19 protein-coding genes, 1 other RNA gene and 4 pseudogenes are annotated in these 25,143 nt (G+C 67.3%); 11 read left to right on the top strand and 13 right to left on the bottom strand.

The window, feature by feature from the left end; all coding sequences use genetic code 11:
• Nucleotides 1-4: 4 nt before the first annotated feature.
• From ACFY1E_RS01030 to ACFY1E_RS01020, 3 genes and pseudogenes are all read left to right on the top strand, one after another.
• Nucleotides 5-787: pseudogene (locus tag ACFY1E_RS01030) on the top strand (DMT family transporter); the annotation flags it as partial.
• A gap of 118 nt (nucleotides 788-905) precedes the next feature.
• Nucleotides 906-1,308, top strand: an RNA gene (gene rnpB / locus ACFY1E_RS01025) — RNase P RNA component class A.
• Nucleotides 1,309-1,548: 240 nt separating this feature from the next.
• A complete protein-coding gene (locus tag ACFY1E_RS01020; RefSeq protein WP_389069869.1) occupies nucleotides 1,549-2,481 on the top strand; it encodes a MamI family restriction endonuclease in 933 nt (310 codons plus the stop codon).
• 106 nt (nucleotides 2,482-2,587) lie between these two features.
• Here ACFY1E_RS01020 and ACFY1E_RS01015 read toward each other — a convergent pair.
• A pseudogene (locus ACFY1E_RS01015) lies at nucleotides 2,588-3,353 on the bottom strand (transposase); the annotation flags it as partial.
• A 145-nt stretch (nucleotides 3,354-3,498) separates the two neighbouring features.
• Here ACFY1E_RS01015 and ACFY1E_RS01010 point away from each other — a divergent pair.
• A pseudogene (locus ACFY1E_RS01010) lies at nucleotides 3,499-3,753 on the top strand (hypothetical protein); the annotation flags it as partial.
• A gap of 78 nt (nucleotides 3,754-3,831) precedes the next feature.
• On the opposite strand, the gene ACFY1E_RS01005 reads toward ACFY1E_RS01010, so the two are convergent.
• The 5 genes and pseudogenes from ACFY1E_RS01005 to ACFY1E_RS00985 form a co-directional block, all read right to left on the bottom strand.
• The gene (locus tag ACFY1E_RS01005; RefSeq protein ID WP_389069866.1) at nucleotides 3,832-5,841 is read right to left on the bottom strand and encodes a class I SAM-dependent DNA methyltransferase; all 2,010 of its coding nucleotides are present in this window, start codon (nucleotides 5,839-5,841) and stop codon (nucleotides 3,832-3,834) included.
• A 257-nt stretch (nucleotides 5,842-6,098) separates the two neighbouring features.
• Nucleotides 6,099-6,409: pseudogene (locus tag ACFY1E_RS01000) on the bottom strand (transposase); the annotation flags it as partial.
• Nucleotides 6,410-6,483: 74 nt separating this feature from the next.
• Complete coding sequence (locus ACFY1E_RS00995) at nucleotides 6,484-6,942, bottom strand: hypothetical protein (RefSeq protein ID WP_389069864.1); 459 nt, start codon at nucleotides 6,940-6,942, stop codon at nucleotides 6,484-6,486.
• A gap of 62 nt (nucleotides 6,943-7,004) precedes the next feature.
• Nucleotides 7,005-7,664, bottom strand: coding sequence for a type ISP restriction/modification enzyme (locus tag ACFY1E_RS00990; RefSeq protein WP_389069861.1), 660 nt, complete (start codon nucleotides 7,662-7,664; stop codon nucleotides 7,005-7,007).
• A 15-nt stretch (nucleotides 7,665-7,679) separates the two neighbouring features.
• Entirely contained in the window at nucleotides 7,680-8,357 is a 678-nt protein-coding gene (locus tag ACFY1E_RS00985; protein WP_389069859.1) for a hypothetical protein, read from the bottom strand.
• A gap of 185 nt (nucleotides 8,358-8,542) precedes the next feature.
• Here ACFY1E_RS00985 and ACFY1E_RS00980 point away from each other — a divergent pair, with 185 nt between their 5' ends.
• Nucleotides 8,543-9,592 carry a sulfotransferase gene (locus tag ACFY1E_RS00980; protein WP_389069857.1) on the top strand — a complete coding sequence of 350 codons (1,050 nt, stop codon included), beginning with the start codon at nucleotides 8,543-8,545 and terminating at the stop codon, nucleotides 9,590-9,592.
• 30 nt (nucleotides 9,593-9,622) lie between these two features.
• Here the strand turns inward: ACFY1E_RS00980 and ACFY1E_RS00975 are convergent, their stop codons facing one another.
• Together ACFY1E_RS00975 and ACFY1E_RS00970 are read right to left on the bottom strand one after the other, a co-directional pair.
• Nucleotides 9,623-12,241 (bottom strand): LamG-like jellyroll fold domain-containing protein, encoded by a 2,619-nt coding sequence (locus ACFY1E_RS00975; protein ID WP_389069855.1) that lies wholly within the window; start codon nucleotides 12,239-12,241, stop codon nucleotides 9,623-9,625.
• 290 nt (nucleotides 12,242-12,531) lie between these two features.
• Complete coding sequence (locus ACFY1E_RS00970) at nucleotides 12,532-14,028, bottom strand: arabinofuranosidase catalytic domain-containing protein (RefSeq protein WP_389069852.1); 1,497 nt, start codon at nucleotides 14,026-14,028, stop codon at nucleotides 12,532-12,534.
• 580 nt (nucleotides 14,029-14,608) lie between these two features.
• On the opposite strand from ACFY1E_RS00970, the gene ACFY1E_RS00965 reads away from it, so the two are divergent.
• Entirely contained in the window at nucleotides 14,609-15,616 is a 1,008-nt protein-coding gene (locus tag ACFY1E_RS00965; protein ID WP_389071557.1) for a substrate-binding domain-containing protein, read from the top strand.
• Nucleotides 15,617-15,737: 121 nt separating this feature from the next.
• Here ACFY1E_RS00965 and ACFY1E_RS00960 read toward each other — a convergent pair whose 3' ends face one another.
• On the bottom strand, nucleotides 15,738-16,325 hold the full coding sequence (locus ACFY1E_RS00960) for a TetR/AcrR family transcriptional regulator (protein ID WP_389069849.1): 588 nt from the start codon (nucleotides 16,323-16,325) through the stop codon (nucleotides 15,738-15,740).
• A 50-nt stretch (nucleotides 16,326-16,375) separates the two neighbouring features.
• On the opposite strand from ACFY1E_RS00960, the gene ACFY1E_RS00955 reads away from it, so the two are divergent.
• Complete coding sequence (locus ACFY1E_RS00955) at nucleotides 16,376-16,780, top strand: hypothetical protein (RefSeq protein ID WP_389069847.1); 405 nt, start codon at nucleotides 16,376-16,378, stop codon at nucleotides 16,778-16,780.
• A gap of 16 nt (nucleotides 16,781-16,796) precedes the next feature.
• Here the strand turns inward: ACFY1E_RS00955 and ACFY1E_RS00950 are convergent, their stop codons facing one another.
• The 3 genes from ACFY1E_RS00950 to ACFY1E_RS00940 all read right to left on the bottom strand — a co-directional run bounded on the left by ACFY1E_RS00950 (nucleotide 16,797) and on the right by ACFY1E_RS00940 (nucleotide 19,506).
• On the bottom strand, nucleotides 16,797-18,431 hold the full coding sequence (locus ACFY1E_RS00950; RefSeq protein WP_389069844.1) for an AMP-binding protein: 1,635 nt from the start codon (nucleotides 18,429-18,431) through the stop codon (nucleotides 16,797-16,799).
• A 111-nt stretch (nucleotides 18,432-18,542) separates the two neighbouring features.
• Nucleotides 18,543-18,917, bottom strand: a complete 375-nt coding sequence (locus ACFY1E_RS00945; RefSeq protein WP_389069843.1) for a MazG-like family protein — start codon at nucleotides 18,915-18,917, stop codon at nucleotides 18,543-18,545.
• A 22-nt stretch (nucleotides 18,918-18,939) separates the two neighbouring features.
• On the bottom strand, nucleotides 18,940-19,506 hold the full coding sequence (locus ACFY1E_RS00940) for a DoxX family membrane protein (RefSeq protein ID WP_389069840.1): 567 nt from the start codon (nucleotides 19,504-19,506) through the stop codon (nucleotides 18,940-18,942).
• A 182-nt stretch (nucleotides 19,507-19,688) separates the two neighbouring features.
• On the opposite strand from ACFY1E_RS00940, the gene ACFY1E_RS00935 reads away from it, so the two are divergent.
• Together ACFY1E_RS00935 and ACFY1E_RS00930 are read left to right on the top strand one after the other, a co-directional pair.
• Nucleotides 19,689-20,015: a nuclear transport factor 2 family protein gene (locus tag ACFY1E_RS00935; protein WP_389069838.1), complete on the top strand. Its 327-nt coding sequence runs from the start codon at nucleotides 19,689-19,691 to the stop codon at nucleotides 20,013-20,015.
• A 164-nt stretch (nucleotides 20,016-20,179) separates the two neighbouring features.
• Entirely contained in the window at nucleotides 20,180-21,352 is a 1,173-nt protein-coding gene (locus ACFY1E_RS00930) for a D-alanyl-D-alanine carboxypeptidase family protein (RefSeq protein WP_389069836.1), read from the top strand.
• 281 nt (nucleotides 21,353-21,633) lie between these two features.
• Here the strand turns inward: ACFY1E_RS00930 and ACFY1E_RS00925 are convergent, their stop codons facing one another.
• Nucleotides 21,634-22,419 carry an SDR family oxidoreductase gene (locus ACFY1E_RS00925; protein WP_389069834.1) on the bottom strand — a complete coding sequence of 262 codons (786 nt, stop codon included), beginning with the start codon at nucleotides 22,417-22,419 and terminating at the stop codon, nucleotides 21,634-21,636.
• A gap of 143 nt (nucleotides 22,420-22,562) precedes the next feature.
• Between ACFY1E_RS00925 and ACFY1E_RS00920 the strand changes: the two genes are divergently transcribed.
• Entirely contained in the window at nucleotides 22,563-23,876 is a 1,314-nt protein-coding gene (locus ACFY1E_RS00920; protein ID WP_389069831.1) for a multidrug effflux MFS transporter, read from the top strand.
• The gene (locus ACFY1E_RS00915; RefSeq protein WP_389069829.1) at nucleotides 23,828-25,015 is read left to right on the top strand and encodes a serine hydrolase domain-containing protein; all 1,188 of its coding nucleotides are present in this window, start codon (nucleotides 23,828-23,830) and stop codon (nucleotides 25,013-25,015) included. The genes ACFY1E_RS00920 and ACFY1E_RS00915 overlap by 49 nt, the downstream gene beginning before the upstream one ends.
• The last annotated feature ends 128 nt before the right edge of the window (nucleotides 25,016-25,143 follow it).

Here is a 25,143-nt window from a genome sequence, read left to right as displayed (position 1 = left end):
CTTCATGACTGCACGCGGCTGGTTCCTGTTCTCCCTGATGGGAGTGGTCTGGGGCATCCCCTACCTGATGATCAAGGTGGCGGTGGACGCCCCGCTTTCCCCAGCGATGGTGGTCTTCACGCGCTGCGCCATCGGCGCACTCCTCCTGCTCCCCTTCGCGATACGACAGGGCGGCCTGATCCGCACGGTCCGCACCCACTGGCTGCCGATGCTGGCCTTCGCGTGCATAGAGATCATCGGCCCGTGGTTCACGCTCACGGACGCGGAACGCCACCTGTCGAGCTCGACGGCGGGCCTGCTGATCGCAGGCGTGCCGATCGTGGGCGTGGTGCTGGCGCGTTTCTTCGGCGACACGGAGAGGCTGGGGCTACGGCGGATGACGGGCCTCGGCCTGGGCCTGGCGGGCGTAGCCGTCCTGACCGTCCCGCACCTGACCGGCGGCGACGCGCGCTCGTTGGGGGAGGTCATGCTGACGGTGCTGGGTTACGCGACGGCACCGCTGATCGCGGCACGCTGGCTGAAGGACGTCCCGACCCTGCAACTGACGGCACCGTGCCTGGCACTGGCGGCGGTCGTCTACGCAACGCCGGCGGCGGCGACCTGGCCGTCGTCCATCCCCTCCGCCTCGGTCCTGACAGCCCTGATCGGCCTGGGAGCAATCTGCACGGCACTCGCATTCGTGGGCTTCCTGGAACTGATCAAGGAGGTGGGCCCGACCCGGGCGACGGTGTTCACGTACGTCAACCCGGCGGTAGCGGTAGCAGCAGGAGCGCTCTTCCTGGACGAGCCCTTCACTCTCGGCATAGCGATCGCCTTCACCCTCATCCTGGCGGGCTCGGTCCTGGCGACGGCGGCCTCCGGTCCGGCGAAGGGCGGACGCCCGGTAGCATGGTCCACACGGCAGACGAGCCGGGCGGACGGCCGCGTGGAGTCCCCTTGAGGGGCTCCCCGAGGAACGTCCGGGCTCCACAGGGCAGGGTGGTGGCTAACGGCCACCCGGGGTGACCCGCGGGACAGTGCCACAGAAAACAAACCGCCCAGCACTCAGGTGCTGGGTAAGGGTGAAACGGCGGTGTAAGAGACCACCAGTGCCCAGGGTGACCTGGGCAGCTAGGTAAACCCCACCCGGAGCAAGGTCAAAAGGGAGCGCCCCGGCGCTCCTGCGGAGGCGTTCGAGGGCTGCCCGCCCAAGCCCCCGGGTAGACCGCACGAGGCCGGTGGCAACACCGGTCCTAGATGGATGGCCGTCGCCGGGGGGTTCGTGAGAACCCCTCGGAACAGAACCCGGCGTACAGCCCGACTCGTCTGCCGCTGAAGCTCTGACCCGGTTTTCCGGAAGGTCCCGAGGACTGGATGCCTGCGACTCGAGCCAGCGCGCACGGCTCCGGAGGCTGTTGGGACTCAGTTCGTTCATCCAGGTCACTAGCCTTCGACAGGCAGTTAGAGTGGCGCTCGTCCGCTCATGGTCCACAGCGAACTTCTGGCTGTACGGCGTTGGTTGCCAGCTTCGCCCGTGTGCTATCCGTGTGAGCTGAGGTTGGAGCACTAGTGAAAAATGAGACTGCTGCTGCTATCGCACAAGGAATTACGAAGAGGAGAGAGCTTCTCAGGAAACTCACGCATGACCAGCGAAAGAAGCTCCTGGAAGAACTTTTCATTGACTTTTTCGCTAACCAGCATCTAACGCTGCAGAAATGGGCAGCATTGACTGGCCAGACCGCTCAGGTTGATACAGGATATATAGCTCAGTTTGTTGCTTCTATCGTTCTCCAGGAACCGGGGCAAGGCTTTCGGGGAAAGGGGGACGATTTGACTGATGGCAGCGAGGTTAAGAGTGCAGCGAATATTTCCGGGGTGGACAGGCCGAGATGGAATCATAATCTCGGTTCGGTGGCGGACGACGCAGTGCAGATAAAAAAAGGAAGGGAGGAGCGTTGGAGGAAGTATCTGAACTCCCCCTATCTATTCTATGTGCTTGTAGACAGGCCTTTTACTGCAAGTGGAAAATCTGTAGGTGCGCCGATCAGGATAAGGGCTTGGTGTATTGACGGTCAGGAAGACGAAAGCTGGCGGTCGCTGATCCTTAAATTCGTTGAGAGTCGTAGGGGTAGTACCTGCAATTTCCAGCTTCATCCGCCAGTAGGGCATGACGATGATCTGGTGGTTAATATGCTGGGCAACCTGGACTTTCGAGATGTCTTGGTATTTGATGCTCGCCTGCATGTGAGGCCGGACGGCCAGCATAAGCTCGAATGGCATAAAGAACTTCCACCCAAGGTTCTGGGAAATAGGGGAAGGACCGTCGCCATGGAATACGAACGCCAGCCAAGTCGGGCCACAAGGCTAACGGAAACCTCCGATGTTGTTGCGGATGTAGCAATGGTCCCGCAACTCTTCGCATCTGTCTTCGCTGAGGATGAGATCGAGGCAGTCGAAGAGGCCCTTAAGGCGGATATGGGGTCGTCGTCCGGCCAGGAGTAAGCACAGTTGCCCACCCAGTACGTTCGCAAGTGGCTAAGGGCTGTCCCGCAAATGATCTCCTGGTTGCCTCGGGCATGCTGGGCCGCTGTTCGGCCTGTTTTGCCGATCCGGTGAGGGCGAGGTTGTGCATCCAGGCGATGCCGAGCATGGCGTGGTGGACGCCGTCGCCTTTGAGGCGGCCGCGGAGGATTTTCCAGGTCTTCATGCGGGCGAAGGCGTGCTCGACGCGGGCTCGGACCTGCTTGTGGGACTTGGTGTGTTCCTCTTCCCAGGCCGGCAGTTCGGTCTGGCCGCGCTCTCGGCGGTGCGGGATGACGAGTCCGGTGCCCGGGTAGCCGCCGTCGGCGATGGTGAGGGTGCGGCCGACGGCGGCCTTGGCGCCGGATTCCTCCCATGCCTTGCAGTCGTTGCGGTTCCCGGCGAGCGGCCGGCCGACCACGACGACCAGCCTGGTGTCGGCGTCGATGACGACCTGGTGGTTGGTGGAGTACCGGTAGTTCTTCGACCGCTCGGCGATCGTGTGGTCGCGGGTGGGCACCAGGGTGCCGTCCACGATGAGCACGGTGTCCTTGGCGAACCGCTTGCGGGGCCGGAGCGCGAGCAGGGGACCGAGGTGGTTGATGACTCGGCCGGCCGTCGACTTCGAGACGCCGAACAACAGAGCGAGCTGCCGCAACGTCAGATTGTTGCGCCAGTAGGCCGTGACTAGTAACACCCGGTCCTCCAGCGGCAGGCTCCACGGCCGACCTCGGTGGAGCCCATCGGCTCCACCGCGCCGCAGCGTGGTCAGCAGCTTGCCGAAACAGCGCGGCCTCAGCCCCGCAAACGGGGGTAATCCAGGCCGGCTCCGATGCCGTGATCACACTCGCCACATCATGATCATCACTCAGGCAGCCCAATGCCGAGACCATCCCACAGTTACGCTGATCAGCGCAGTCCACAGTGCGCAAGACCGGGGGAGACCGTGAACCGACCGCTGCTGTTCCTTGACGTGGACGGGCCGCTCAACCCTTACGCGGCGACGTCCTCCTACAAGAGCGCCCTGATGGAGTCCACTGGAAGACCAGACCGCTGGTGGACTACGCAGGCGGCCGTCCCTTCGCCTGGGTGGACGACGAGCAGAGCGAGCTGGATCAGACCTACGTGACCGCCCACCACCATGGGCCCGGGCTTCTCCACCACGTCAACCCGCGGATCGGCCTACGGGAGAACGACTTCCGCACACTCGCCGACTTCGCCCGGTCCCTGAACACCTCACGAACCGCCGGCTGAGGGTCTTCAGGCTGCCCCGTACTCGGAGCCGAGATCTTTGCGGGACAGCCCTTATAGGGTGGGTAACTCCACGTGGGTCTAGCTCGCTCCGATATTTCCAAATTCGCTGCTCAGCGTGGCGCGGGCCCGGCTAATAGACTCCAGGGATTCCTTCACCTTTGCATCCAACAGCGACATTTCCTGTTCGTCCAGCATGGGGACGATGAGAGAAAGTACATCCGCTTCGTTAATCCGCCTGCGAGAGCTGGACGTTCCTCGACCCAGCGGGCGCAGTTGCGCTTTAACGCTCTCGGAGTACAGCAGTCCCAGAATTGCATAGGGATGCTGATGGGGCTTGAAGACTCCAAACTCGGCGGATACCTGTACAGTCTTCAATTCTTCGGGGATGATCGAGGCTCGTAGTTTTGAAGGATTGAGCAGGGAAATAATCAGATCCCCACCAGATGCAAGGATTCCCGGAGTAGTCGGCTGGTACCTCTCGGCTTCATGCCATGCGATAGTTCCCAGATCGTCGATGTGAAGCACGGAGATGAAGGGAACATTGGGGAGAAGCCGCGAACGGCGGGCGCGTACCTCCTGCATTAGAGCTTGGAGCTCCATGCCTCCGCGCTCCTTGATGGAGGCTCGCGCCTGGAAGGCTGCCGGGTCTACGCGCGAGGGGTCGAAGGACTGCAACGCTCCTGGTTGCGCGATAGCAACTAGTGGCTCCTGGCTTTCAATGAATACCGGTGCGTTGCCAGCGGCTGATAGGCCGCTGCGCATCAGCTTCGGAATGCGAGGGAGATCGTTTCCGTGCGGGTCCCTTGCCGCCTTTCCAGCCTGGCGAAGATAGCCGACATGTTGGACGCGAGCCAGTGCGACCTGTGTACGCCTACTTTCCTTCTTAAGGAAAATTGCGCTTGTCTTTGCAACGGTGCCACTTAGAGAGAAAGTCGCTGTCGGGAGACTGATGTTTGCTGCTACAGAAATGTCTCCCCCAAGGATTCCGTTTCGTCCAGATGTCAGATCATCGAACGCACGAGACTCGATAACCCCGTCAGGCAGGACGATACCAAGGACCCCGCCCGGCTTCAGTAGCAGGAGTGATTGCACGAGGCCTGCTAGTGCAGGGTCGATCTTTTTCTTACCTGTTACCCGCGGGATGACGTATGCAGTTTGGGAGATGCCTGCCAGACTGTCATACTTACCCTCGCCGAAAGGAGGGTTGGTGAGGATAATTTGAATTTTCCCGTGCAGCTTTGACAGATCTTTGTCGACGATGGAGTCAGGAGTGGTCCATACAAGAGGATGCTCAACGCCATAAAGCATCATGTTGATTCGGGCCTTGGCCACAGAAGAAGTTGATTGGTCGGACCCGAACAATCCCGTCGATATGGCTTTCGCTGCTTCCGGCGTCCCAATTTCCTTTAGGATTTCAGCTGCTGCAACGAGGAATCGTCCAGTTCCGCAGAAGGGGTCACCCAAAAGTAGATTTTCGGGCGTGTCGAAGCACGGTTCCTCTAGGAGATCGAAGGCGATCTCTGCCATCATTCGTGCGACACTGCTGGGTGTAAGATAGGTTCCCAAACCGCCGCTGTGGTCGTAACGGCCGCTAAGTAGCGCATCGAATGCTGTGCCTAGAGGATCTGAAACAGCTGGTGTGTGATCCTGAATCAGGTCTGAGACCAGCTTCACTGCTGAATCTAGTACATCCGGATTGCTCAGACGAAATGGCTCGTCTACGGGCCATAGAGATTCTTTGACGCCGCTGGGAGTGAGGGCGGACAACTCATCCGCGTCCAAAGCAAGCTTGAATGCTTGCTTGAAGCTCTCAACCAGTCGCTGGCCGTTTTTGTGGGGTGAGAAGAGAGTGTCGAGGGTAAATCCTGACGGCAGTGACGTGTCGGGCTTTTTAAGCCACCAAAGGCGAAGGAAGATGAGTTTGGCTACTTCTTCAACTGCAGCATTAGTAGGGCGGACGCCGCCCTGTCGGTAAATCAATTGATGCAGGTCATCGAAACGTCGCGCAAATTCAATCTCTGCAGATCCGAATGAGCCGGAGACCCCCAGCAGTGGGCTCTCCGCTGTCGAATCATCTGAAATGCTCATTGGATCTTCCCTCTCGTCTGCGTTCTGCGACATCTTAGCGGTCCTGCTAGTGATCAAGTTAAGTGCAAGCAAGGTCAGACGGTCTAGCTATGACCCGGAAGCTCCACGGCACCCGGAGGGGTCTTGGTCACAGGGTCGGTTGAGCGGGGCGGGGTGGGCTTCTCGTCAGTCGGGCAGCTCTGCCGGGTCAGGGTTCTCCAGGGGGCACATCCGCCGATGTGGTGTATCGACGGCCACTTGGTGATCTCGTTTTGAGGCTATGCGGTGAGTTCCGCCGGGAGGACGGACTCGTCGGTTTCTGACTCGATCGGGTGGAGGCGAGCCTTGGCCAGGAGCTCGATGCCCGTGTAGCGGCGGCCCTCGGTCCATTCGTCGTTCTGGTCGGCCAGCACCGCGCCAACGAGGCGGATCAAGGCGGTGGGTCGGGGAAGATGCCGACCACGTCGGTGCGGTGGCGGATCTCCTTGTTCAGCCGTTCCTGCGGGTTGAGGCGGTGAATGCCAGGACGTCGCGTGGGGGGGGCGTCCAAGTGCGCTGCGGCTTTGGGGAACTTGGCCTTCAGGGCGTCACACGACTACGCCGAAGCCCTGGCCTACGTTGCGAGTTCTCGGAGCCTGGACGACGTGGGAGTCTGCTCCTTTTTCACTCATCGCTGTGGCTTTGCGCCTGGGTTCGGGTTGTGTGCGCGTGAAGCGTTACGGTTTTCGTCGTCTCGTCTGAAGCAAGCTGAAGAGGGCGCACAGGCGAGGCCTCCTGACCATCGATGTCGGCCATGCCGGGCAGCGCCTCCTCGGCAGGGGCGGCGGGCCGGGGCGAGGCGGCGTGAGAAGGCGGCTCCAAGACGCCTCTCCGGGCCAGTTCCGCCACGTTGATGAGCGGGCCGGCGAGCACCTGGTGGAGGAGGCCCGTCTGCTCTGCTTCGAGGCTTGTCAGATGGTGTAACACGCTCAGGATGTCGACCAGTTCAGTGCTCCACTCGGGACGCCATCGTTCGCTGCGCATGAGGTCCAGAGGGCTGCCGATGCGGCCGGTCGGCTTGCTGCTCCGGGCGGCGAACCAAGGGTCGAGCACTTTGCGGTGCCCGACTTCGCAGTTCCTCATGCGGGAGCTGACCCCAGTAATATGCCGGTGCCGATGATCAGGGCTTGGCGTTGCTCGTCGTACTATAGAAAGTCGGGTAACGGAGTTGGTGAGATGCGAGTCTTGTAGGTGATCCTGGGCTGGGCCGCTCGCCTAATCCCGAAGGGGCCTGGCGGCCGACCGTCCGCGGCATCGGAGTATCGGTCGCCGAAGGTGGATGCCCACAGGATGCGGCGGCCGAGCCGGACGCCTTCATGCCAGAGGCTGCGGTCCGCAGCGAGGGGCAGTCGCACACCAAGGGAGTTGAGGTCTTCCGCGAAAGTTTCGGTGAAGGCCGGATGGGCGGTGATTCCGGCTATGTAGGCGGCGAGATCCTCCACGGCCACCGCTGGCATCCCAAAGGAATTGGCGAGGTGCTCCAAGAGGCCAGGCGCGGTGTTCGATAAGCCGTCTGCATGTTTCAGTGGCAGGACGCGGCATCCGTTGTTGTTGAAGTAGTGCATGTCTGGCATGAGTGCGCTGAACACCAGAGCCGGCCCTGTAGAGATGGGCTGCGTGTCCTGCTCGACGATGAATAACTGATCGTCACGTTGGCAGTGCCAGAGTTCTGGCCGGGGACGGTCGATGACACGGCCGCAGGGGATCAACCACTGGCGGTCGAAGCTCCAGCGTGCGATGCGTACGGGTTCAGGGCATGCGGCTCGCTCGGCGCTGAGCGGCGTCGGTCCTTGGGAACAGGACATTCTCCCAGGTCTTGGCTAATTCGGTGAACGGCCGCTCGCGACGCCCCGCAGGACCCCGTGCCTCATCCTCCAGACGGTCAACGACCTGGCCCTCAGTAATCCATAGAGCGGTGCCACCGACCCCACCAACTGCCTTATGAAGCAGAGCGGTTCGGGATGCCAGCTCAGGAACTCCCGAAGTAGCCACTCAAACGCGGCGGATGATGTCCCGGCAGCCTGGAGGCGTGAACCGGCGCGATACAGATCGCCCGTCAAATGCACGGTCTCTCCGTGCTGCTGGCCCAGCCGGTAGAGCGTCCAGCTCTGCCCGTTCGTGTAGATCAAATTGGGTAACTTGGACATGCCCTCCCACTGCTTGCGGTCGTTCCCGCGCAGCGCTCCGGGGCTGATGTCGGCCTTGCTCGGGCTCTTCAGTTCGACGTAACCGACGATCCGTTGCCGGCCTTGTCCGACGCGGACTGCGAGATCCGGGCGGATTCCGAGGTCGGGGCGTCTGGCCTCGGGATGGAGATGCAGCTCAAGGCCCAGTTGGGTGGCCGCGGCTAGTAGAAGGTTCTCCACAGGCCGCCGGATCGCTGCCTCGTCCTCCGCTACGTACCCGAGGATCTGCCTGCACTCGGATCCGAACTCAGCGACGATCCGTTCGATCCAGCCGTTGCCCGCTATCCGCGCCGCCCCCGTAGGCTTGCTCATCGAAATCCTCGGACTACTCAGGGTAAGCGTGGATCAGTGAGTCGTCGAGGGTGCGGGCGGCAGGTACGGGCACAAGTGCCTCAACGCTGTCCTGGCGGGCAGACACCCTGCCGCCCCCTAAGGTGGCCCCGTTACCGAGTTGGACGGCACGCACACACGTGAACGGCCCCCGAGGATCGGCGGCCATGCGGAAGGTGACCATGCGCTCCCTGACCTTCGTCATCGGTACCGGACGCAGCGGATCGACCGTGTTGTCGCGCATCCTCAATGCTCACCCGGACGTACTGAGCCTCAACGAGTTCATGGCCTCGGTGGGTGATGCCGCCTTTCCCGACGGGGAGTTGAGTGGCGAGGAGTTCTGGCAGGCCCTCTTCCGGCCTGCCCCGCACTTCGAGCGGATGATTCGCAGTGGGCTGCCGTTGCCGGAGTTTCTCTATACGCGTCGGCCCGGGCGGTATGCGGCGGAGACCACCGGGATCCCGGCGCTCTCCCTCATGGTGTTGCCCCATCTCACGGACGACCCGGACGGGCTTCTCGACGAACTCGGTGCGGCGGTGGTTCGCTGGCCCGAACGCGGGGCCGCCGAGCACCATCGGGCACTGTTCGGTCTGCTGTGTGCGCGGTTCGGGCGGACTGCGGTCGTGGAGAGGTCCGGGTACTCGACCGGCTGGGCGCCAGGGCTGCGGGGCGCGTTTCCGGACGCGAGGTTCGTGCACATGTTCCGGGACGGACCCGACTGCGCCCTGTCCATGAGCCGCCATCCCGGATACCGCACGATCTCACTGCTGCGCGAGATCAAGGCACAAGCCCGCGTCGACAGTCTGGGTGACCTGACGCCCGAGCTGGTGCGTGCGCTGCCCGCGGATCTGGCTCCGCTGCTCGACGAGCGCTTCGATCCGGCCCTCGTACGCGACCGGGACATCCCTCTGCGGACGTTCGGCGCCCTGTGGTCGGAGCTCGTCACCGAGGGCACGCGGTTCCTCGGTGAGTTGCCGGCCGAGCAGCGCAGCACGCTCTCGTACGAGAACCTCCTGGACCGTACTGACGAAGAGCTGACCCGTCTCGCCGACTTCATCGGCGTCGCCCCTTTGCCGGAGTGGCTGCTCGCCGCATCCGAACTGCTCGACCACAGCCGTCGCGGGTCCGCCCGGAGGCTGCCCGCGGCCGCATTCGACGAACTCAGCGAGAGCTGCGCCCCGGGCACCCGCGTGCTGCAGGGGTGGCCGGGGCGCTGACCGGCATACGCGTAAGACGTCCGCGCGGTATCAGGTCAGGGTCAGTTCCAGGACCGTCACGGAGAGCGGCGGCACGGTGCTCGTGAAGGTCGCCGCGGCGCCCGTGACCGTGCTGGTGGTGGGGACGAGGGTGTTGGGGGACGTCAGGGTGTTGGTCGTGGTGCGTGAAGGACCCGTCAGGACGGTTGCCTTGGCAGTTTTCCTGACGCCCTTCTGCAAACCCTTCAGTTCGACCGGCACATCCACCTTCTCCGTACCGGAGTTGACCACCGCGAGGTAGAGACGGTTCCCGGCGCGGGTGGCGACGGTGGCGACGGCGGGCAGCGCTCGTGCGGTGGCCGGGAGCACCTTGTTGCCCAGCTTGCTCGTCAGCATGTGCTGGGCCCAGTAGCTGGGTGAGACGTAGCTGGTGAGGTTGTCGTAGGCGATCAGGTTGGTCGCCCACACGTTGTTCTTCACGTGGGAGAACAGCGGGGCGTAACACTCCATCAGGACCTGGTCCGAGTTGCGGATCAGGCCGGCCAGCCATGCGGCGTCGCCGAGCGCGGCGTTGAGGTCGGGGGTGGGTCGGCCCTCCTGCGCGGCCCATTCCCCGACGAAGACCTTCGTCGAAGCGCGGTCCCGGTTGTCGTACTTGTGGGTGGCCGACTGGGCGGCGGACGGCGCAAGGTAGTAGTGCTCGTCGATCAGGTCCGGCGTGCGGCTCGTCACCGTCGTCGTGGCGATCAGCTTCAGGTGCGGGTACTTCGCCTTGATCGCGTCGTGGAAGGCCGTGAACCGGGCGTCGTAGGAGCCCGAGGAGTCGAACCAGTCCTCGTTGCCGATCTCCACGAACTCCAGCGGGAACGGCTTCGGGTGGCCGTCGGCCGCGCGCTTCGCGCCCCAGGTGCTGGTCACGGGGCCGGTGATGTACTCGATCTCGTCGAGGGCGTCCTGGATGTACGGCTTGAGCGCGTCGCCGGTGACGTGTTCGCCCTTCAGCGCGTAGCCGGCGAAGACGGCCAGGACCGGCTGGGCGTGCAGGTCCTCGACCCATTCGAGGTATTCGAGGAGACCGAGGCCGTCCGTGGACCAGTAGCCCCAGGCGTCGTCCATGTGGCCGGGGCGCTCCCAGACCGGGCCGATGGTGTTCTTCCAGTTGAAGCGGGTCGCGATCGTGTTGCCCTCCAGGAAGTTGCCGCCGGGGAAGCGCAGGAACTTCGGCTTCAGGGCGACCAGCTTCTCCATCAGGTCGATACGCAGGCCGTTGGGGCGGTTGTTGTAGGTCGGCGGGAAGAGGGAGACGTGCTGCAGCCACAGCGTCTCGCCCGCGGCGGTGGGGTCGGCCGTGGTGACGGTCAGCCTCGCGTCGCCGGTCACGGGCGCGCCCGAACCGGTGCGCAGGGTCAGCTCGAAGGGGCGGTCGGGGAACGCGGTGCCGATGTGGGGCACACGAGCGGACGCGTACACCGTTGCGCCGTCCGCCGACTCGATGGCCACCGTGAGGGGACCGATTCGGCGCGATGCCTTGGCGAAGAGCCGGGCCGTGTAGGTGGTTCGGGGGCGTACGGGTATGCCCCAGAAACCGTCGTTGGCGACTCCGGCCCGGCTGCCGGCTCCCGTACCGCTCGGCAGTACGACCTTGAGGGAACGCGTGAGTACGTCGTTGAGGGGCGTGGTGGTGTCGAGCGCGAGGGTCGTGCCGCCGACGGCGGACCAGTGCACGGGCGCGGTGTCGCTGGCCATCATCGAGCGGTTCTGCACCAGTTCGGCGTAGATGCCGCCTTCGCCGGAGTGGTTGATGTCCTCGAACATCAGGCCGGGGAGGATGGGGGACACGGCGTGTGCGGGGTGGGCGACATCGACGCTCAGCAGCGGGGTCGTGGTCTCCACCGGTACCCCGGCCAGCGTCGCGACCTGGTCGGAGGTGAGGGCGGTCGGGAACATCCACACGTCGTCGATCAGGCCGTGCCACTGGTCGACCTGTCCGCCGCCGTAGAGCGCCCGGCCGATCGCGGTGTCGCCGGTGCCGGCCCAGCCCGCGGTGTAGTCGGCCTGGCCCTCCAGCACACCGTTGACGTAGAGGCGGGTGACGCCGGCGGAGGGGTCGCTGACGCCGACCAGGTGGGTCCAGGTGCCGGTGGTGGGGGCCGAGGCGGCGGCCGCCACGGCGGCGCCCTGGGTGGCGTCCGAGGCGAGCCGGGCGAAGGCGAAGGTGCCGGTGTCGTCGCGCAGCCCGAGGTAGAAGGCGCTGACGACCTTGCCGTCGATGCTCACGGCGGTCTGGTAGCCGCCCAGCTGGCTGAGGTTGACCCAGGCGGCCACCGAGAACGCCTTGGAGGTGTCGAGGGCCGGCCCGGGGGCCGCAGCGTTGCCGCCGGCCGTGAGACTCAGGCTGTGGGCGCCGACCTTGCCGGTGTCCCAGCCGGCCGCACCTTGGAGGGTCGCGGCGTGACCGTTGCCGGTGGCGTCGGCGGCGGTGGTGCCGGAGCCCTCGTCGAAGCTCCAGTGCGCGGCCGCGGCGGGGAGTTCCGAGGCGGCGGCGTCCGTGGCCGCGCCGGAGCGCTCGGCGGCCCGGGCCGGAGCGGCAGCGGCGAAGGTCCCGGCCAGCGAGGCGGCGCCGAGGGCCGTCAGGACGGTTCTGCGGGGGAGTCCGGCTTGTGAAGGCATGCGGGAGTTCCTTTGCGAGACGGATTCATCGGGACGGGGACACGTCCGTAGGCAGTTGGACGTGGCGGCTGTTGGACGTGCGGGCGCCGCTGGACGTGCGGGCGCGACTGGACGTGCAGGCGCAGCTGGACGTCCGGAGGCAGCTGGACGTAACGCCCGTCCGTCGATCGCGCCGCAGGGCAGGCCGACGGTCCGCCGACGGTCCGCCGACGGTCCGCCGCCGGGCAGGCGGGCGGACCTTCGGCGAGCGGACCTTCGACGAGCAGACCATCGGCGAGCGGGCCGTCAGGTCAGGAAGCGATGTCCCACTGCTGGCAGGCGTTGTCCAGCTGGGCCCACTGGCGGACGAGCGTGCCGTTCGCGGTGCCGCAGTTGGTCACGTCCAGCGTCATGCCGCTGTTGACGTTGCTGATCGTGTAGTGGCTGCCGGCCGGGGTGACGTCCCACTGCTGGCAGGTGTTGCCCAGCGACGACCAGAGCTGTGTCGCGGTGCCGTTGCCGATGCCGCAGTTCTTGTCGTCCAGGACCTTGCCGCTGTTGACGTTGGTGATGGTGTAGTGGCCGTTGCCCGCGGCGGCGAACTTCCACTGCTGGCAGGTGTTGCCAAGAGAGGCCCACAGCTGCACGGCCGTGCCGTTCGCCGTCCCGCAGTTCTGGGCGTCCAGCACCTTGCCGCTGTTGGTGTTGGTCAGCCGGTAGGCGGTGCCGGTGACCGGGAAGGTCTGGGCGGCCTGGGTGTAGCCGACCGAGACGATGTCGGCCTGTACGGCGTTGTCGGCCGCGTCGGTCGGGTAGCCCGCGGTCATGACGCCCTCGAAGAACGAGCCGTCGGACCAGTTGCTGTCGTCACCGCCGGTGCCCAGGACGATGGCGCCCTCCTTGGACATCGGGATGTAGCCGCCGGTGGTCGGCAGGCTGCCGTTGTAGTCGGTCTTGAGGGAGCCCGACTGGGCGTTGCCGTCCTTGATGGCGTACGTACTGGTGCCGTTGTTCTTCAGCAGGGCCGTGACGAAGGTGCTGGAGTTGCCGGTGTTGTTGCTGTTGGTGCCGTTGCCGCCGGCGAACAGGCCGTTCTCCAGGTCGCCCATGACCCAGGGGCCGGAGCCGGCGCAGGGCGAGAACCAGCACTCGGTGCCGAAGTTGACGGCGTCCATGTGGCCGTTGCCGGTGTCCTTGCTGTTGGTCTCGGCGTTGCCGTAGTCGAAGCAGCAGTTGCCGTCGACATGGTGCCCGCTGGTGACCATGTAGGTGCCCTCCGGCCGGCTGCCGGTGGCGACGCCGGTGGTGCTGTTGTCGCGGTAGCCGACGCCGGCCTGGACGGAGACGCCGTAGACCTTGTGACCGCCTGCGGTCACGGGCAGGGCGTTGGCGATGGCGCCGACGTCCTGCCCGCCGTTGCCGCCCGGACCCTCGATCGTGAGGTGGTTGCCCTTGCCGCTCTGGTCGAAGATCTCGGTGATGATGCACTCGGTGCCGGAGCAGAAGGAGTCCTGGGCCGCGGCATTGGCGTAGCCGCCGGCGCTGAGCGTCCCGATGTTCGCCGTGGCGTTGTCGGAGAGGCGTTTGACCTGGTAGAGCGCTCCGCTGTACGAGGCGAGCAGGGCCCGCGTCGTGCTGTGCGCGGCGACACAGGGCGTGCCCGCGGCGGCGTAGACGTCACACGGGAGGGACGAGGCGGCCTGGGCCGTGCCCGCGGTGCCGATGGTCGCGGCCAGGATGCCGGCGACGAGTGCGAGGACGGCGCCCACCACCCTCAGCCGGAGAGCTGTCAGGTGTCTGACTGTCACTGTGAACCTCTTCCGTCTTGCGTTCTTCGCCGGCTCGGCGCCACGTGTGCGGGAATTGTGGGCGCTAACAATCGAGGCTGTCGTATGCCGCCGCTCACCTGGAGCTCTTTGGGGGACGGGGGAAGGGGAGGCGGTCGGAGTACGCGCTTCCCCGCAGGTCAGGCAGGTTGTCCGGGCTCTGTCGGGGTGTGGCGCGCATGGTGTTCTCGGGCGGTGGGGGGGTGATCGCCCGGTCTTGCGACTCCGTCTTTTTACGCCGGGATGAACAGCCGGTCAACACTGTTGCACGGTCAAGAGAGTGGAAACAGTAGGTGCGAACTCCGGCCCTTCCGGCGTGTGTTCTGGGCCTGATCGAGCTCTTCCTGAGGGTGAATGCGCTGTTCGCGGGGCCCTTACCTCTCTGGGGTTCTGTTGCTGTGCCGAGAGCGAGCCGTCCGGAGTCTTGACCCCGGCAGATTGTGCGCGCTAACAATTCCTCCGCAGCGAGTCGACCCCACTCGGAGGAGCAGCCCATCGGAAACATCGGAAACAATGGCAGTGACGAAGGGGGTGGAGCGTGGACGTGGAACGCGCACCGGTGATGGCGGACGTGGCCCGGCTCGCGGGCGTCTCGCACCAGACCGTCTCTCGGGTGCTCCACGACCACCCGAACGTACGGCCCACCACCCGGGACCGGGTGCTCGCCGCGGTCCGCGAACTCGGCTACCGCCCCAACGCCGCCGCCCGCACCCTGGCGACCCGCCGCACCCGCACCCTGGGTGTGATCAGCTTCAACACCACGCTGTACGGCCCGGCCTGCATGCTTTACGGCATCGAACAGGCGGCCAGGCAGCACGAGTACTTCGTCACCGTGGCCGCCGTGGGCACCCTCGACCGGCGTTCGGTGCTGGACGCCGTCGACCGGCTTCGCGGCCAGGGCGTGGAGGGCATCATCGTGATCGCGCCGCAGACCACCGCGGTCGCGGCACTGGCGAACGTACCGCCGGACGTGCCCCTGGTGGCAGTCGGCTGCGGCACCCACACCGAACTGGCCTCGGTCGCCGTGGACAACGAAGCGGGTGCCGAACTCGCCACCACCTACTTGCTCGACCTCGGCCATCGCACGGTGCACCACCTGGTCGGGCCGCGTTCCTGGCTCGACGCGCAGGAGCGCGAGGCCGGATGGCGCAGGGCCCTGGAAGAGCGGGGCGCTGCGGTGACGGAACCGCTGGCCGCCACCGACTGGACGGCTCGCACCGGATACGAGCTCGGTCGACGGATCGCCGCCGACCCCGAGGTCACGGCGGTGTTCTGCGCCAACGACCACATGGCCCTCGGACTGCTGCGGGCCCTCCAGCAGGCGGGGCGCAGAGTGCCCGAGGACATCAGTGTCGTCGGGTTCGACAACATGCCGGAGACCGAGTACTTCGGCCCCTCGCTGACCAGCGTCCACCAGGATTTCGACGAACTCGGCCGACGTGCCGTGGGCGCACTGATCGAGATCGTCGGCGCTCCCGAGGTGGGGCTGTCAGCGTCCGACCGGACACCTCACATCGTCATCCCGCCCACGCTCGTGGTGCGTACCTCGGCGACCCGCCCTCGCCCCTGAAACAAGGTGACGGTCGGTTCACGTGACGGTCGGTTCACGTGACGGTCGGTTCACGTGACGGTCGGTTCACGTGACGGTCGGTTCACCTGACAGTCGGTTCGCGGGAGCCCGCGGCGCAGCCCTAGTCACGCCGCAGCAGCGTCGACATCGTCGCCTCCAGATACCCCGGAAACTCCCCCGCCGACGGCAGCGCGCCCGGCACCGCATGGCCCAACTGGCTGTGTCCCAGATAGAAGCTGTACGCCATCAGCGCTCGCCCCCGCGCCGCCTCCTCCCCGAAACCCAGCTCGGCGAAGAGCCCCGTCAGGTAGTCGATCCGGCGCTCCGTGACCTGCCCCAGCGCGGCCGCGACCTGCGGGTGGTCCGTGCTGGCCAGGAGGGAGAGCTCCAGCGGGTCGGCTGCGCCCGGCTTGGTGACCCGGCGGAACAGGGCGCGCAGTCGCCGCTCCGGGTCCCGTTCCGTCTCCACCGTCGCGATGATCTCGTCCGTGTTCGACTCGACCCAGCGGGCCAGTGCTGCCTCGATCAGGGCCTCGCGGTTGGTGAAGTGCCAGTAGAAGCTGCCCTTCGTGGTGCCCAGGCGGGTGGCGAGCGGTTCGACTGCTACTGCTGCGAGGCCGCCGCCCTCCCGGATGGCGGCGAGGGCCGCGTCCGCCCAGTCGCGCGCGGTGAGCCTGGGCTTCCTGGTCTGCTGCTGCCGTTGTGCCATCTCCATACGCTACCGTATGGTTTCCGTACGCCAGCGTATGGAGGTGCGCGATGCGCAAGGACAGGCCCGTGGCGGTCGGGTTTCCCGAGGGGGCTCGGCTGATCAGGGCGGCTCTGGCCACCCCCGACTATCAGGACGCGTACGCCATGGAGCTGCGGCCCGGGATGCCGCGGGATCCGGCTGCCTGGACGGGCATCCTGCGCAAGGCCTTTCCGGTCGCCGCGCGGGAAGACGACGAGGTGCTCATGGAGGTCAGCGCGGGCGGGCTGGATGCCTGGGCTTCCATCCTCATCGATGCCGATCACGTCGTGCTGTGCAGCTCCGTGAGGACCAACTCATGGCGGTCCAGGCTGTATTGGGGTGTGGTGAAGAGGGTGCATCCCTTCATGGCCCGGCTCATGATGGTCCGCACCCATCGTCGGCTTGCCCTCGCAGCCCGGAACGGCGTCACCTAGGCAGCAGGACAGGACGTCACTTCGGCAGCCGGCCCGCCACGTACTCCTCCCGGAGCGTGTTCTTGCGGATCTTGCCCGAGCCGGTCAGGGGGAAGCCTTCGACGAACACCCAGGTGCGGGGCGTCTTGTGCGGGGCCAGGTGGGCGCGTACGTGGTCGAAGAGTTCCTTCTCCAGCACAGTCTCATCCACCGTCTCACCCACCGTCCCGCCCGCCCTGTGATCCGGGTTGAGGCGGACGAAGGCCGCGACCCGTTCGCCCCAGACCGGGTCGGGGACACCCACCACCGCGACCTCGGCGACCGCGGGGTGTTCGGCCAGGACCTGTTCGATCTCGCGCGGGTAGATGTTCTCGCCGCCTCGGATGATCATGTCCTTCAGGCGGCCTTCGATACGGCAGTAGCCGCGCTCGTCCATCGAGGCGAGGTCGCCGGTGTGCAGCCAGCCGTCGGGGTCGATGGCGGCCGCCGTCGCCTCCGGGGCGTCGAGGTAGCCGGTCATGACGTGGTAGCCGCGGGTGCAGAGTTCGCCGGTGGTCCCGGGTGGTACGACCGTTCCCGCCGCGTCCACGATCTTCACCTCCGCCAGGGGGAGGGGCTTGCCCACCGTGTGGGCGCGGTCTTCCGGGGTGTCGTCGAGGCGGGTGATGGTGATACCCGGGGACGCCTCGGTCTGGGCGTAGATGATGGCCATCGGGACGCCGAAGACCTCCTCGATCCGGCGGACCAGTTCGGGTGGGACCGAGGCGCCGCCGGACAGCATGAACCGCAGGGACGAGAGGTCGGTGCGGGGGAGTGCCGGGTGTTCGAGCATGGCGATGAGCATCGTCGGCACGCCTCCCAGCATCGCGCAGCTTTCGGACTCGGCGAGTTCGAGCACCAGGCCCGGCTCGAACTGCGGGGGCAGGACGTGGGTGCCCAGGCTGATGATCGAGGCCAGGGTGGCCAGTACGCAGCCCGCCGTGTGGAACAGCGGCATCGGGTTGAGCACCGCCTCGCCCGGCTGCAGCCCGAAGGTGCGGACGTAGGCCAGGCGCGCGTTGTTGGTGATCCCGCGATGGTGCAGGATCACGCCCTTCGGGATGCCGGTCGTGCCCGAGGTGTACTGGATCTGGGCCGGTGACGAGGCGTCGACCTCGGGCAGCGCGCGGTCGGTCGAGCCCTCGGCGCAGAACTCCGCCCAGTCCTCGAACAGCACGCTCGTGTGCAGGTCGGGCAGGTCGGCGCGGATGTCGGCCAGGGTTCGGGCCATCGGAGTGCCGCGGTACTCGCGGCGCAGGAAGACGCCCGCCGCACGGGAATGGCCGAGCACATGGCGCAACTCCGCCTCCCGCAGCGCCGGGTTGACCGTGACGAGCGTGATGTCCGCGAGGGCGGCGGCCAGTTCGAGGATCACCCACTCCGGGATGTTGTTCGCCCACACCGCGACGCGATCGCCCGGCGAGAAACGGCCGAGCAGGGCCCGCGCCGCGCGCTCGGACTCGTCGAGCAGTTCGCCATACGTCCACCGGCGGCGCTCGGCGGGGTCCGGCACGCCCTCGACCAGGGCGACCGTCTCCGGTGCCAGCCGGGCGGCGCGGCGCAGCAGTGATCCGACGGTCTCGTCCAGGAGTTCCTCGCCGGACTCGCCCGCCCAGTACGACGTTGCCACCATGTCAGCCCCCGGAATGCTGTGCGCCGTGCGTCTCGGATCGGATACGGCGTCAGTATCCGGACCGCGGCCCGCGATACGCCAGACCGCCCACCCCGTTCCGTGCCCGCGCGGCTACGCGGACGGCCCCAGGGAGCGCGCGGTCACCTTCGCCAGATGCCGGGTGAACACCTCCCGGGTGTCCGGCGTCAGGGTGCGCAGGGCCACCAGGGCCGTGATGACGACATCGCAGAGCTCGCCCTGGACGTCCTCCCAGGTGTGGGTGATCCCCTTGCGCGGGTTCTGGCCGGTCGCGCCGATCACCGCCTCCGCGACCTCGCCCACCTCCTCCGACAGCTTCAGCATGCGCAGGAGCATGCCCTCCTGGCCGCCGTGCGGACGGTTCGCGTCGAGCCAGGTCCACAGGTCGTCGATGGCCGCCCAGACGTCGGGGGAGGCCGGGGGCTCGGGAAGGGCGGGCGTCTCGGTGGGAGGGGCCTGATCAGTCATGGGCCCAGCCTGCCCGCCGAGGTCACTCCCTGAACAGCGCCTCCTCCTCCGCGAACAGGGCCTCCTGCTCGTCCGGCTTCTTGTCCCGCAACCGCTTGTTCCGCGCCCCCACGACCAGCGCCGTGGCCGCCGCCGTCACGCCGAGTGCCGTCGGGACCATCCAGCCGCGGTCGAAGACATGGCCGAGCGCGTGGTCGAGGGAGAGACGGCCGGGGCCGGCGACCGCGAGGCCGGTGGCGGCCAGGGCGAGGGTCGCCGCATACTCGTAGCCGCCCTCAGCGTTGAAGAAGCCGTTCGGGGCGTGCACCGCGGACGCCCCGGCCATCGCGCCGGCCGCCGCCGCGCCCGCCGCCGGGGTCGCGAGGCCCAGCGCCAGCAGTGCGCCGCCGCCGGCCTCCGCGAGGCCCGCCGCCGTGGCGCTCGCCTTGCCGGGTGCGTAGCCGACCGACTCCATGAACTGGCCGGTCCCCTCGATGCCGTGTCCGCCGAACCAGCCGAACAGCTTCTGCGCGCCGTGCGCCGCCAGCACGCCGCCGGCACCCAGCCGGAGCAGCAGCAGGCCCAGATCACGCCGGTCGTAAGAGCTCATGATTTCTCCCGGGACAGACAAGGGGACATGCAACGGGGACACACGACGGGGACATGCAACGGGTTCCGGCAAACGGGAACACTCCCCTCCGCGTGTCCACGGTCCCACTCCTCACACCTCCCGGACCCCTGCACGCAGCCGTTCGGGTGGCGGGTCCCGGCGGGCGGTGTGACTCTGCTGGCATGACGATTCAGCCAGCCAAACTCAGCGACCCGGTCGTCCGCGCGTTCGTCACCGCCGTCAATGCCCACGACCGGGACGCCTTCCTGGCCCTCCTCACGGAGGACGCGACCATGGCGGACGACGGCGCCGACCGGGACCTCGCCGACTGGATCGACCGGGAGATCTTCTCCTCCAACGGTTACCTGGACGTCGACAACGAGTCCCAGGGCGGCCGCGCCCTCCTCGCCCACTACCGCAACGACGCCTGGGGCGAGATGCGCACCCGCTGGAACTTCACCATCGAGGACGACGGCCGGATCTCCCGCTTCGAGACCGGGCAGGCGTAAGCCACAGCGGAAAGCGCGCCCGGAATGTTCACAAGCCAGGGAGAAACCTTTGAGCCGGACTGAGTAAAAGGTGTGTCAGGGCTGAGAAAGTCGGTTGCCGGGTCAGAATTCCGTAAGACAGGCAATTCCTGTGCCGTGGACGGCGTACTGCCGGGAAACTGCTGTTGGGTGGGTGTTACGGTCCCCGGGTGCATGGTTCTTCCCCCCTCTCCCGGCGTGCCGCTCTCGGCCTTGCCGCAGCCGCCTTTCCGCTTGCCTCGGCGACTCCCGCATCCGCTGCCGGCACCGTCGTCGGCGGTGAGCGACTCGCCCGTAAGGGAATTCAGGTGAGCGGCGCCACAGACCTGCCCGGGAAACTCACCGCAAGTGCCTGGATCGTCGCCGACTGCGAGAGCGGAGAGGTTCTCGCCTCGTTCGCCGCGCACCGGCGTCTGCCGCCCGCGTCCACGCTGAAGATGCTGTTCGCCGACACCGTCCTGAAGAAGTTCCAGCGGAGCGAGCGGTACAAGGTGACCGACGCCGACCTGGCCGACATCCCGGCCGGCTCCAGCCTGGTCGGGGTCAAGCCCGGGATCACGTACACCGTCGAGCAGCTGTGGCAGGGTGTCTTCCTTCGCTCCGGCAACGACGCCGTGCATGTGCTCGCGCACATGAACGGGGGAGTGGCCAAGACGGTCGCCGAGATGCAGGCCAAGGCCGAGGATCTGCAGGCCCTGGACACCCATGTGGTCAGCCCCGACGGCTTCGACCACAAGGGCCAGCTGTCCTCCGCCTACGACCTGACCCTCTTCGCCCGGCACGGACTGAAGAACGCCGACTTCCGTGAGTACTGCCACACCAGGATCGCCGACTTCCCGGCCGGCGGCAGGAAGACCTTCCAGATCCAGAACACCGACCGTCTGCTCACGGGCGCGTGGGGCCTGAAGACGTACGACGGACTGATCGGCGTCAAGAACGGTTACACCAGCCATGCCGGCAACACCTTCACCGGTGCCGCCACCCGCGGCGGCCGGACCCTGCTGGCCACCGTGATGCACCCCAAGAGCGGCTACAACGCCGTCTACGAGGAGACGGCCGCACTGCTCGACTGGGGCTTCACGCACGGCGGTTCGGCCGAACCGGTGGGCACGCTGGTCGAGCCGCTCAGCGAGGGCGGGGCCAGGGTGACACCCACCCGCAAGACGGCCCGGGCGGCGGCCGGCGCCCCGGGCGCGGGGTCGGACGACCCCTCGGCGTGGCGGCTGATGGAGGGCGCGGGCGGCACGATCGCCCTGCTCGCGGGCGGTGTCTGGGCGCTGCGCAGACGCGGCAAGGGCGGCGGCAGACACGCCAACTGACGGACGCCGCAGCCGACTCGCCTACGAGGCGGCCGACCGACGTTCGCGGCAGCCGTTCCATGCACCGGTGCGTACCTCGCGGTCCCACGCGAGATCCACCCCCACCCGATGCGATGGAACGGCTGCCGCCTCCCCCCTCGGTTTGGACTACGGAACTGCACTCCCCCAAGTGTGAAGCTCTTGTGGAGGAGATTTGAGCATAAGTCCACGACCGGCTGCAATGGTCCGGACGCACTAATTCCGCTTGTGCAAGTTGACGGTTTGAGGATCCGCAGGTCCGGTCAGCCGCGGCCCACATACGGCATCGCGGTCGCCAGAACCGTCGCGAACTGCACATTCGCCTCCAGCGGCAGCTCGGCCATGTGCCGCACCGTGCGCGCCACATCGGCGACGTCCATCACCGGCTCGGGCGCGATCTCACCGTTGGCCTGCAGCGCCCCGGTCTGCATCCGCGCGGTCATGTCGGTGGCCGCGTTGCCGATGTCGATCTGCCCGACCGCGATGTTGTACGGCCGCCCGTCCAGCGAGAGCGACTTGGTGAGCCCGGTCAGTGCATGCTTGGTCGCCGTGTAGGCGACGGAGTGCGGCCGAGGTGTATGAGCGGAAATCGAACCGTTGTTGATGATCCGTCCGCCCTGCGGGTCCTGCGCCTTCATCTGCCGGTACGCCGCCTGCGCGCACAGGAACGCCCCGTTGAGGTTGGTGTCCACCACATGCCGCCAGGCCTCGTACTCCAGCTCCTCCACCGGCACCCCGCCGGGACCGAACGTCCCCGCGTTGTTGAACAGCAGATCCACCCGCCCGAACCGCTCGACCACGGCGGCGAACAGTGCAGCCACGTCCTGTGGCCGTGAGACGTCGGTCCGTACGGCGAGACCGGCGCCGCCCGGCACCAGCGCCGCCGTCTCCTCCAGCGTCCCGGGGCGCCGCCCCGCCAGCGCCACCGACCAGCCCGCACGCAGCAGCTCCACGGCGACCGCCCGCCCGATGCCGGAGCCGGCACCGGTCACCACCGCGATCCTGGACCGCCCGCCGGTCCCCTGCTTCTCAGTCTCCATGGCATTCATGGGCCCGCAGCGTAGGCGAGGGTCCGGCATACGGGACGAGACCGTCCGCCATCCGGGTCCGGGCGGCCCGAGGGGCAAGTGACATTCGGCACTGTGTGCGAGCTGAGACCATAGGGGCGGAGCACTCGGAGAGGGAGGGGCGCATGCCCGAGCAGGGGGCGTCGACACCGGACATGTCGACACCGCACATACCGCAGGCGGCCGGACCCGGAGCGGAACCGGCCGCCGCCCGTACCGTTCCCCGTACCGGACTGCTCGTCACCCTGATCCTCGGCGGCCTCACCGCGACGCCCCCGCTGGCGATGGACATGTACCTCCCCTCGCTCCCCGAGGTCACGAACTCCCTGCACGCACCCGCGGCCACCGTCCAGCTCACGCTCACCGCCTGCCTGCTCGGGATGGCGCTCGGACAGCTGGTGGTCGGCCCGATGAGCGACCGGTGGGGCCGCCGCCGGCCCCTGCTGATCGGCATGATCGCCTACGTCGTCTCGACGGTCCTGTGCGCCTTCGCGCCGACCGTCGAGCTGCTGGTCGCGTTCCGGCTCGCGCAGGGGCTGGCGGGCGCGGCGGGGATCGTCATCGCACGCGCCGTGGTCCGCGACCTGTACGACGGCGCGGCGATGGCCCGCTTCTTCTCCACCCTCATGCTGATCGGCGGGGTCGCCCCGATCGTCGCGCCGCTGATCGGCGGGCAGATCCTGCGGGTGACGGACTGGCGGGGCGTGTTCGTGGTGCTCACGGTGGTGGGCACCGTGCTGACCGCCTTCGTCTGGACGAAGCTGCCCGAGACCCTCCCCGCGGCCGAGAGGCACGGCGGGGGAGTGGGCGAGGCCCTGCACTCGATGCGCCGCCTCCTCGCCGACCTGCCCTTCACCGGTTTCATGCTGTCCGGCGGGTTCGCGTTCGCCGCACTCTTCGCCTACATATCGGCCTCCCCGTACGTGATCCAGGAGATCTACGGGGCCTCCCCGCAGACGTTCAGCCTGCTGTTCGGCCTGAACTCGGTGGGGCTGGTGGCCGTGGGCCAGATCAACGGAAAGCTGCTGGTCGGAAGGGTCCGCCTGGACCGGGTGCTCGGCGCGGGCCTGCTCGTCGTCATCGCCGCCGCGACGGCCCTCCTGCTCATGTCCACCGGAGCCCTCGGCAAGGTCGGCCTGGCGCCCGTCGCCACGGCCCTCTTCGTCCTGATGTCCGCGATGGGGGTGACCCTGCCCAACGCCCAGGCCCTCGCCCTGATGCGCACCAAGCACGCGGCCGGGTCGGCGTCCGCGCTGCTCGGTACCTCCTCGTTCCTCATCGGCGCCGTCGCCTCCCCGCTGGTCGGGATCGCCGGAGAACACACCGCCGTCCCGATGGCCGTCGTCCAACTGGCCGCGGCGCTGGTGGCACTGGGCTGTTTCGTGGGAATGTGCCGACCCCGGAGCGGACGTACGAGCGTGGAAGGAGCGGGGAGCTGAGCGCACCGAGACTGCGCAGGGACAGTCCCGAGCGGGCCGGACTCGACCCCGGCGAACTGCGCCACCTCGTCCAGGAGGTCCACGACCTCACCACCGGGGACCGCCCCTGGGCCGCGGGCGCCGTCGTCGTCGCCGGGCGCGGGCCGGTGATCGCCGTCGAGGAGGCGGCCGGCTGGGCCGTCAGGTACTCGGCCTACGACCCCGACACGGACCGCGGTGTCGAGCTCCCGCCCGCGGAGCGGGTTCCGATGACCGTCGACACACCCGTCGACGTGGCCTCCCTCACCAAGCTGTTCACCGCGGTCGCCGCCGTGCAGCAGATCGAGCGGGGCACGCTCGGGATCGATGCGCGGGTCGGGGCGTACCTGCCCGAGTTCCGCGCGGCGGTCCGGCACGGCATCACCGTGCGGGAGCTGCTCACCCACACCTCCGGGCTGCGGCCCGAACTTCCGCTGTACGACTGTGCCGACGACACGGAGCGGCTGGAGAGGCTGCGGGCGGAGGTGCCGATCGGGGTGCCCGGCACGTACACGTACTCCGACCTCAACTTTCTGCTGTTGCAGTTCGTTCTGGAACGGGTTTCCGGGCGGACCCTGGACGTCCTGATCCATGACGGGATCACCCGTCCGCTGGGGATGCTGTCGACGGACTTCGGGCCCTGTCCCGGGGCGGCGGCCACGGAGGATCAGCGGCGGCCGTGGGCCAAAGTCGACCGGGGGATGGTGCGGGGTCTCGTCCACGACGAGAACGCGTGGGCGCTGGGCGGTATCGCGGGCCACGCGGGTCTCTTCTCGACGGGGCGCGACCTGGCGGTGTTCTGCCGCACGCTCCTCGCGGGCGGCTCGTACGGGCCCGCCCGCATCCTGGGCACGGACTTCGTGGAACTGCTGCTGGCCCCGCCGGGGCTGGGGTTCGCGGTGGACCAGCCGTGGTTCATGGGGGAGCTGGCGGGGCGGGGGGCGGCGGGGCACACGGGGTTCACGGGGACGTCGGTGGTGCTGGATCCGGCGACGGACACGTTCTTGGTGCTGCTGGCGAATGCGGTGCATCCGCGGCGGCGGGGCCCCGACAGCCGCCCCCGCGCGGCAGCGGCGACCCGCCTGGCACGGGCGGTGTACCGCAGCCCGTCCGGGGCCTGATTTTCGCCCCCGCCGCTATTTTTTCAGCCCGTCCGGCGTTCGAGGACAAGGCCGTTCAGGCCGACAGGGGGTCTGGGGGCGGAGCCCCCAGGGGACGGGGCGGGAAGGGGCGGCGGGGGCGAAATAGA

Origin of the sequence: Streptomyces sp. NPDC001604 (genome assembly GCF_042893475.1) — a bacterium.
Taxonomy (GTDB): domain Bacteria; phylum Actinomycetota; class Actinomycetes; order Streptomycetales; family Streptomycetaceae; genus Streptomyces.
The sequence above is the reverse complement of the archived record's forward strand: the minus strand, read 5'-3'. Positions and strand labels throughout refer to the sequence as shown.

What these genes read in the sequence shown, in the direction of transcription:
- ACFY1E_RS00955 (WP_389069847.1), top strand. Translation starts at nt 16,376, where the DNA reads ATGCGCAAGGACAGGCCCGTGGCGGTCGGGTTTCCCGAGGGGGCTCGG.
- ACFY1E_RS00990 (WP_389069861.1), bottom strand. Translation starts at nt 7,664, where the DNA reads ATGTCCTGTTCCCAAGGACCGACGCCGCTCAGCGCCGAGCGAGCCGCA.
- ACFY1E_RS00965 (WP_389071557.1), top strand. Translation starts at nt 14,609, where the DNA reads ATGGCGGACGTGGCCCGGCTCGCGGGCGTCTCGCACCAGACCGTCTCT.
- ACFY1E_RS00940 (WP_389069840.1), bottom strand. Translation starts at nt 19,506, where the DNA reads ATGAGCTCTTACGACCGGCGTGATCTGGGCCTGCTGCTGCTCCGGCTG.
- ACFY1E_RS00935 (WP_389069838.1), top strand. Translation starts at nt 19,689, where the DNA reads ATGACGATTCAGCCAGCCAAACTCAGCGACCCGGTCGTCCGCGCGTTC.
- ACFY1E_RS00920 (WP_389069831.1), top strand. Translation starts at nt 22,563, where the DNA reads ATGCCCGAGCAGGGGGCGTCGACACCGGACATGTCGACACCGCACATA.
- ACFY1E_RS00975 (WP_389069855.1), bottom strand. Translation starts at nt 12,241, where the DNA reads ATGCCTTCACAAGCCGGACTCCCCCGCAGAACCGTCCTGACGGCCCTC.
- ACFY1E_RS00960 (WP_389069849.1), bottom strand. Translation starts at nt 16,325, where the DNA reads ATGGCACAACGGCAGCAGCAGACCAGGAAGCCCAGGCTCACCGCGCGC.
- ACFY1E_RS01005 (WP_389069866.1), bottom strand. Translation starts at nt 5,841, where the DNA reads ATGAGCATTTCAGATGATTCGACAGCGGAGAGCCCACTGCTGGGGGTC.
- ACFY1E_RS00950 (WP_389069844.1), bottom strand. Translation starts at nt 18,431, where the DNA reads ATGGTGGCAACGTCGTACTGGGCGGGCGAGTCCGGCGAGGAACTCCTG.
- ACFY1E_RS00985 (WP_389069859.1), bottom strand. Translation starts at nt 8,357, where the DNA reads ATGAGCAAGCCTACGGGGGCGGCGCGGATAGCGGGCAACGGCTGGATC.
- ACFY1E_RS00995 (WP_389069864.1), bottom strand. Translation starts at nt 6,942, where the DNA reads ATGAGGAACTGCGAAGTCGGGCACCGCAAAGTGCTCGACCCTTGGTTC.
- ACFY1E_RS00980 (WP_389069857.1), top strand. Translation starts at nt 8,543, where the DNA reads ATGCGGAAGGTGACCATGCGCTCCCTGACCTTCGTCATCGGTACCGGA.
- ACFY1E_RS00945 (WP_389069843.1), bottom strand. Translation starts at nt 18,917, where the DNA reads ATGACTGATCAGGCCCCTCCCACCGAGACGCCCGCCCTTCCCGAGCCC.
- ACFY1E_RS00925 (WP_389069834.1), bottom strand. Translation starts at nt 22,419, where the DNA reads ATGAATGCCATGGAGACTGAGAAGCAGGGGACCGGCGGGCGGTCCAGG.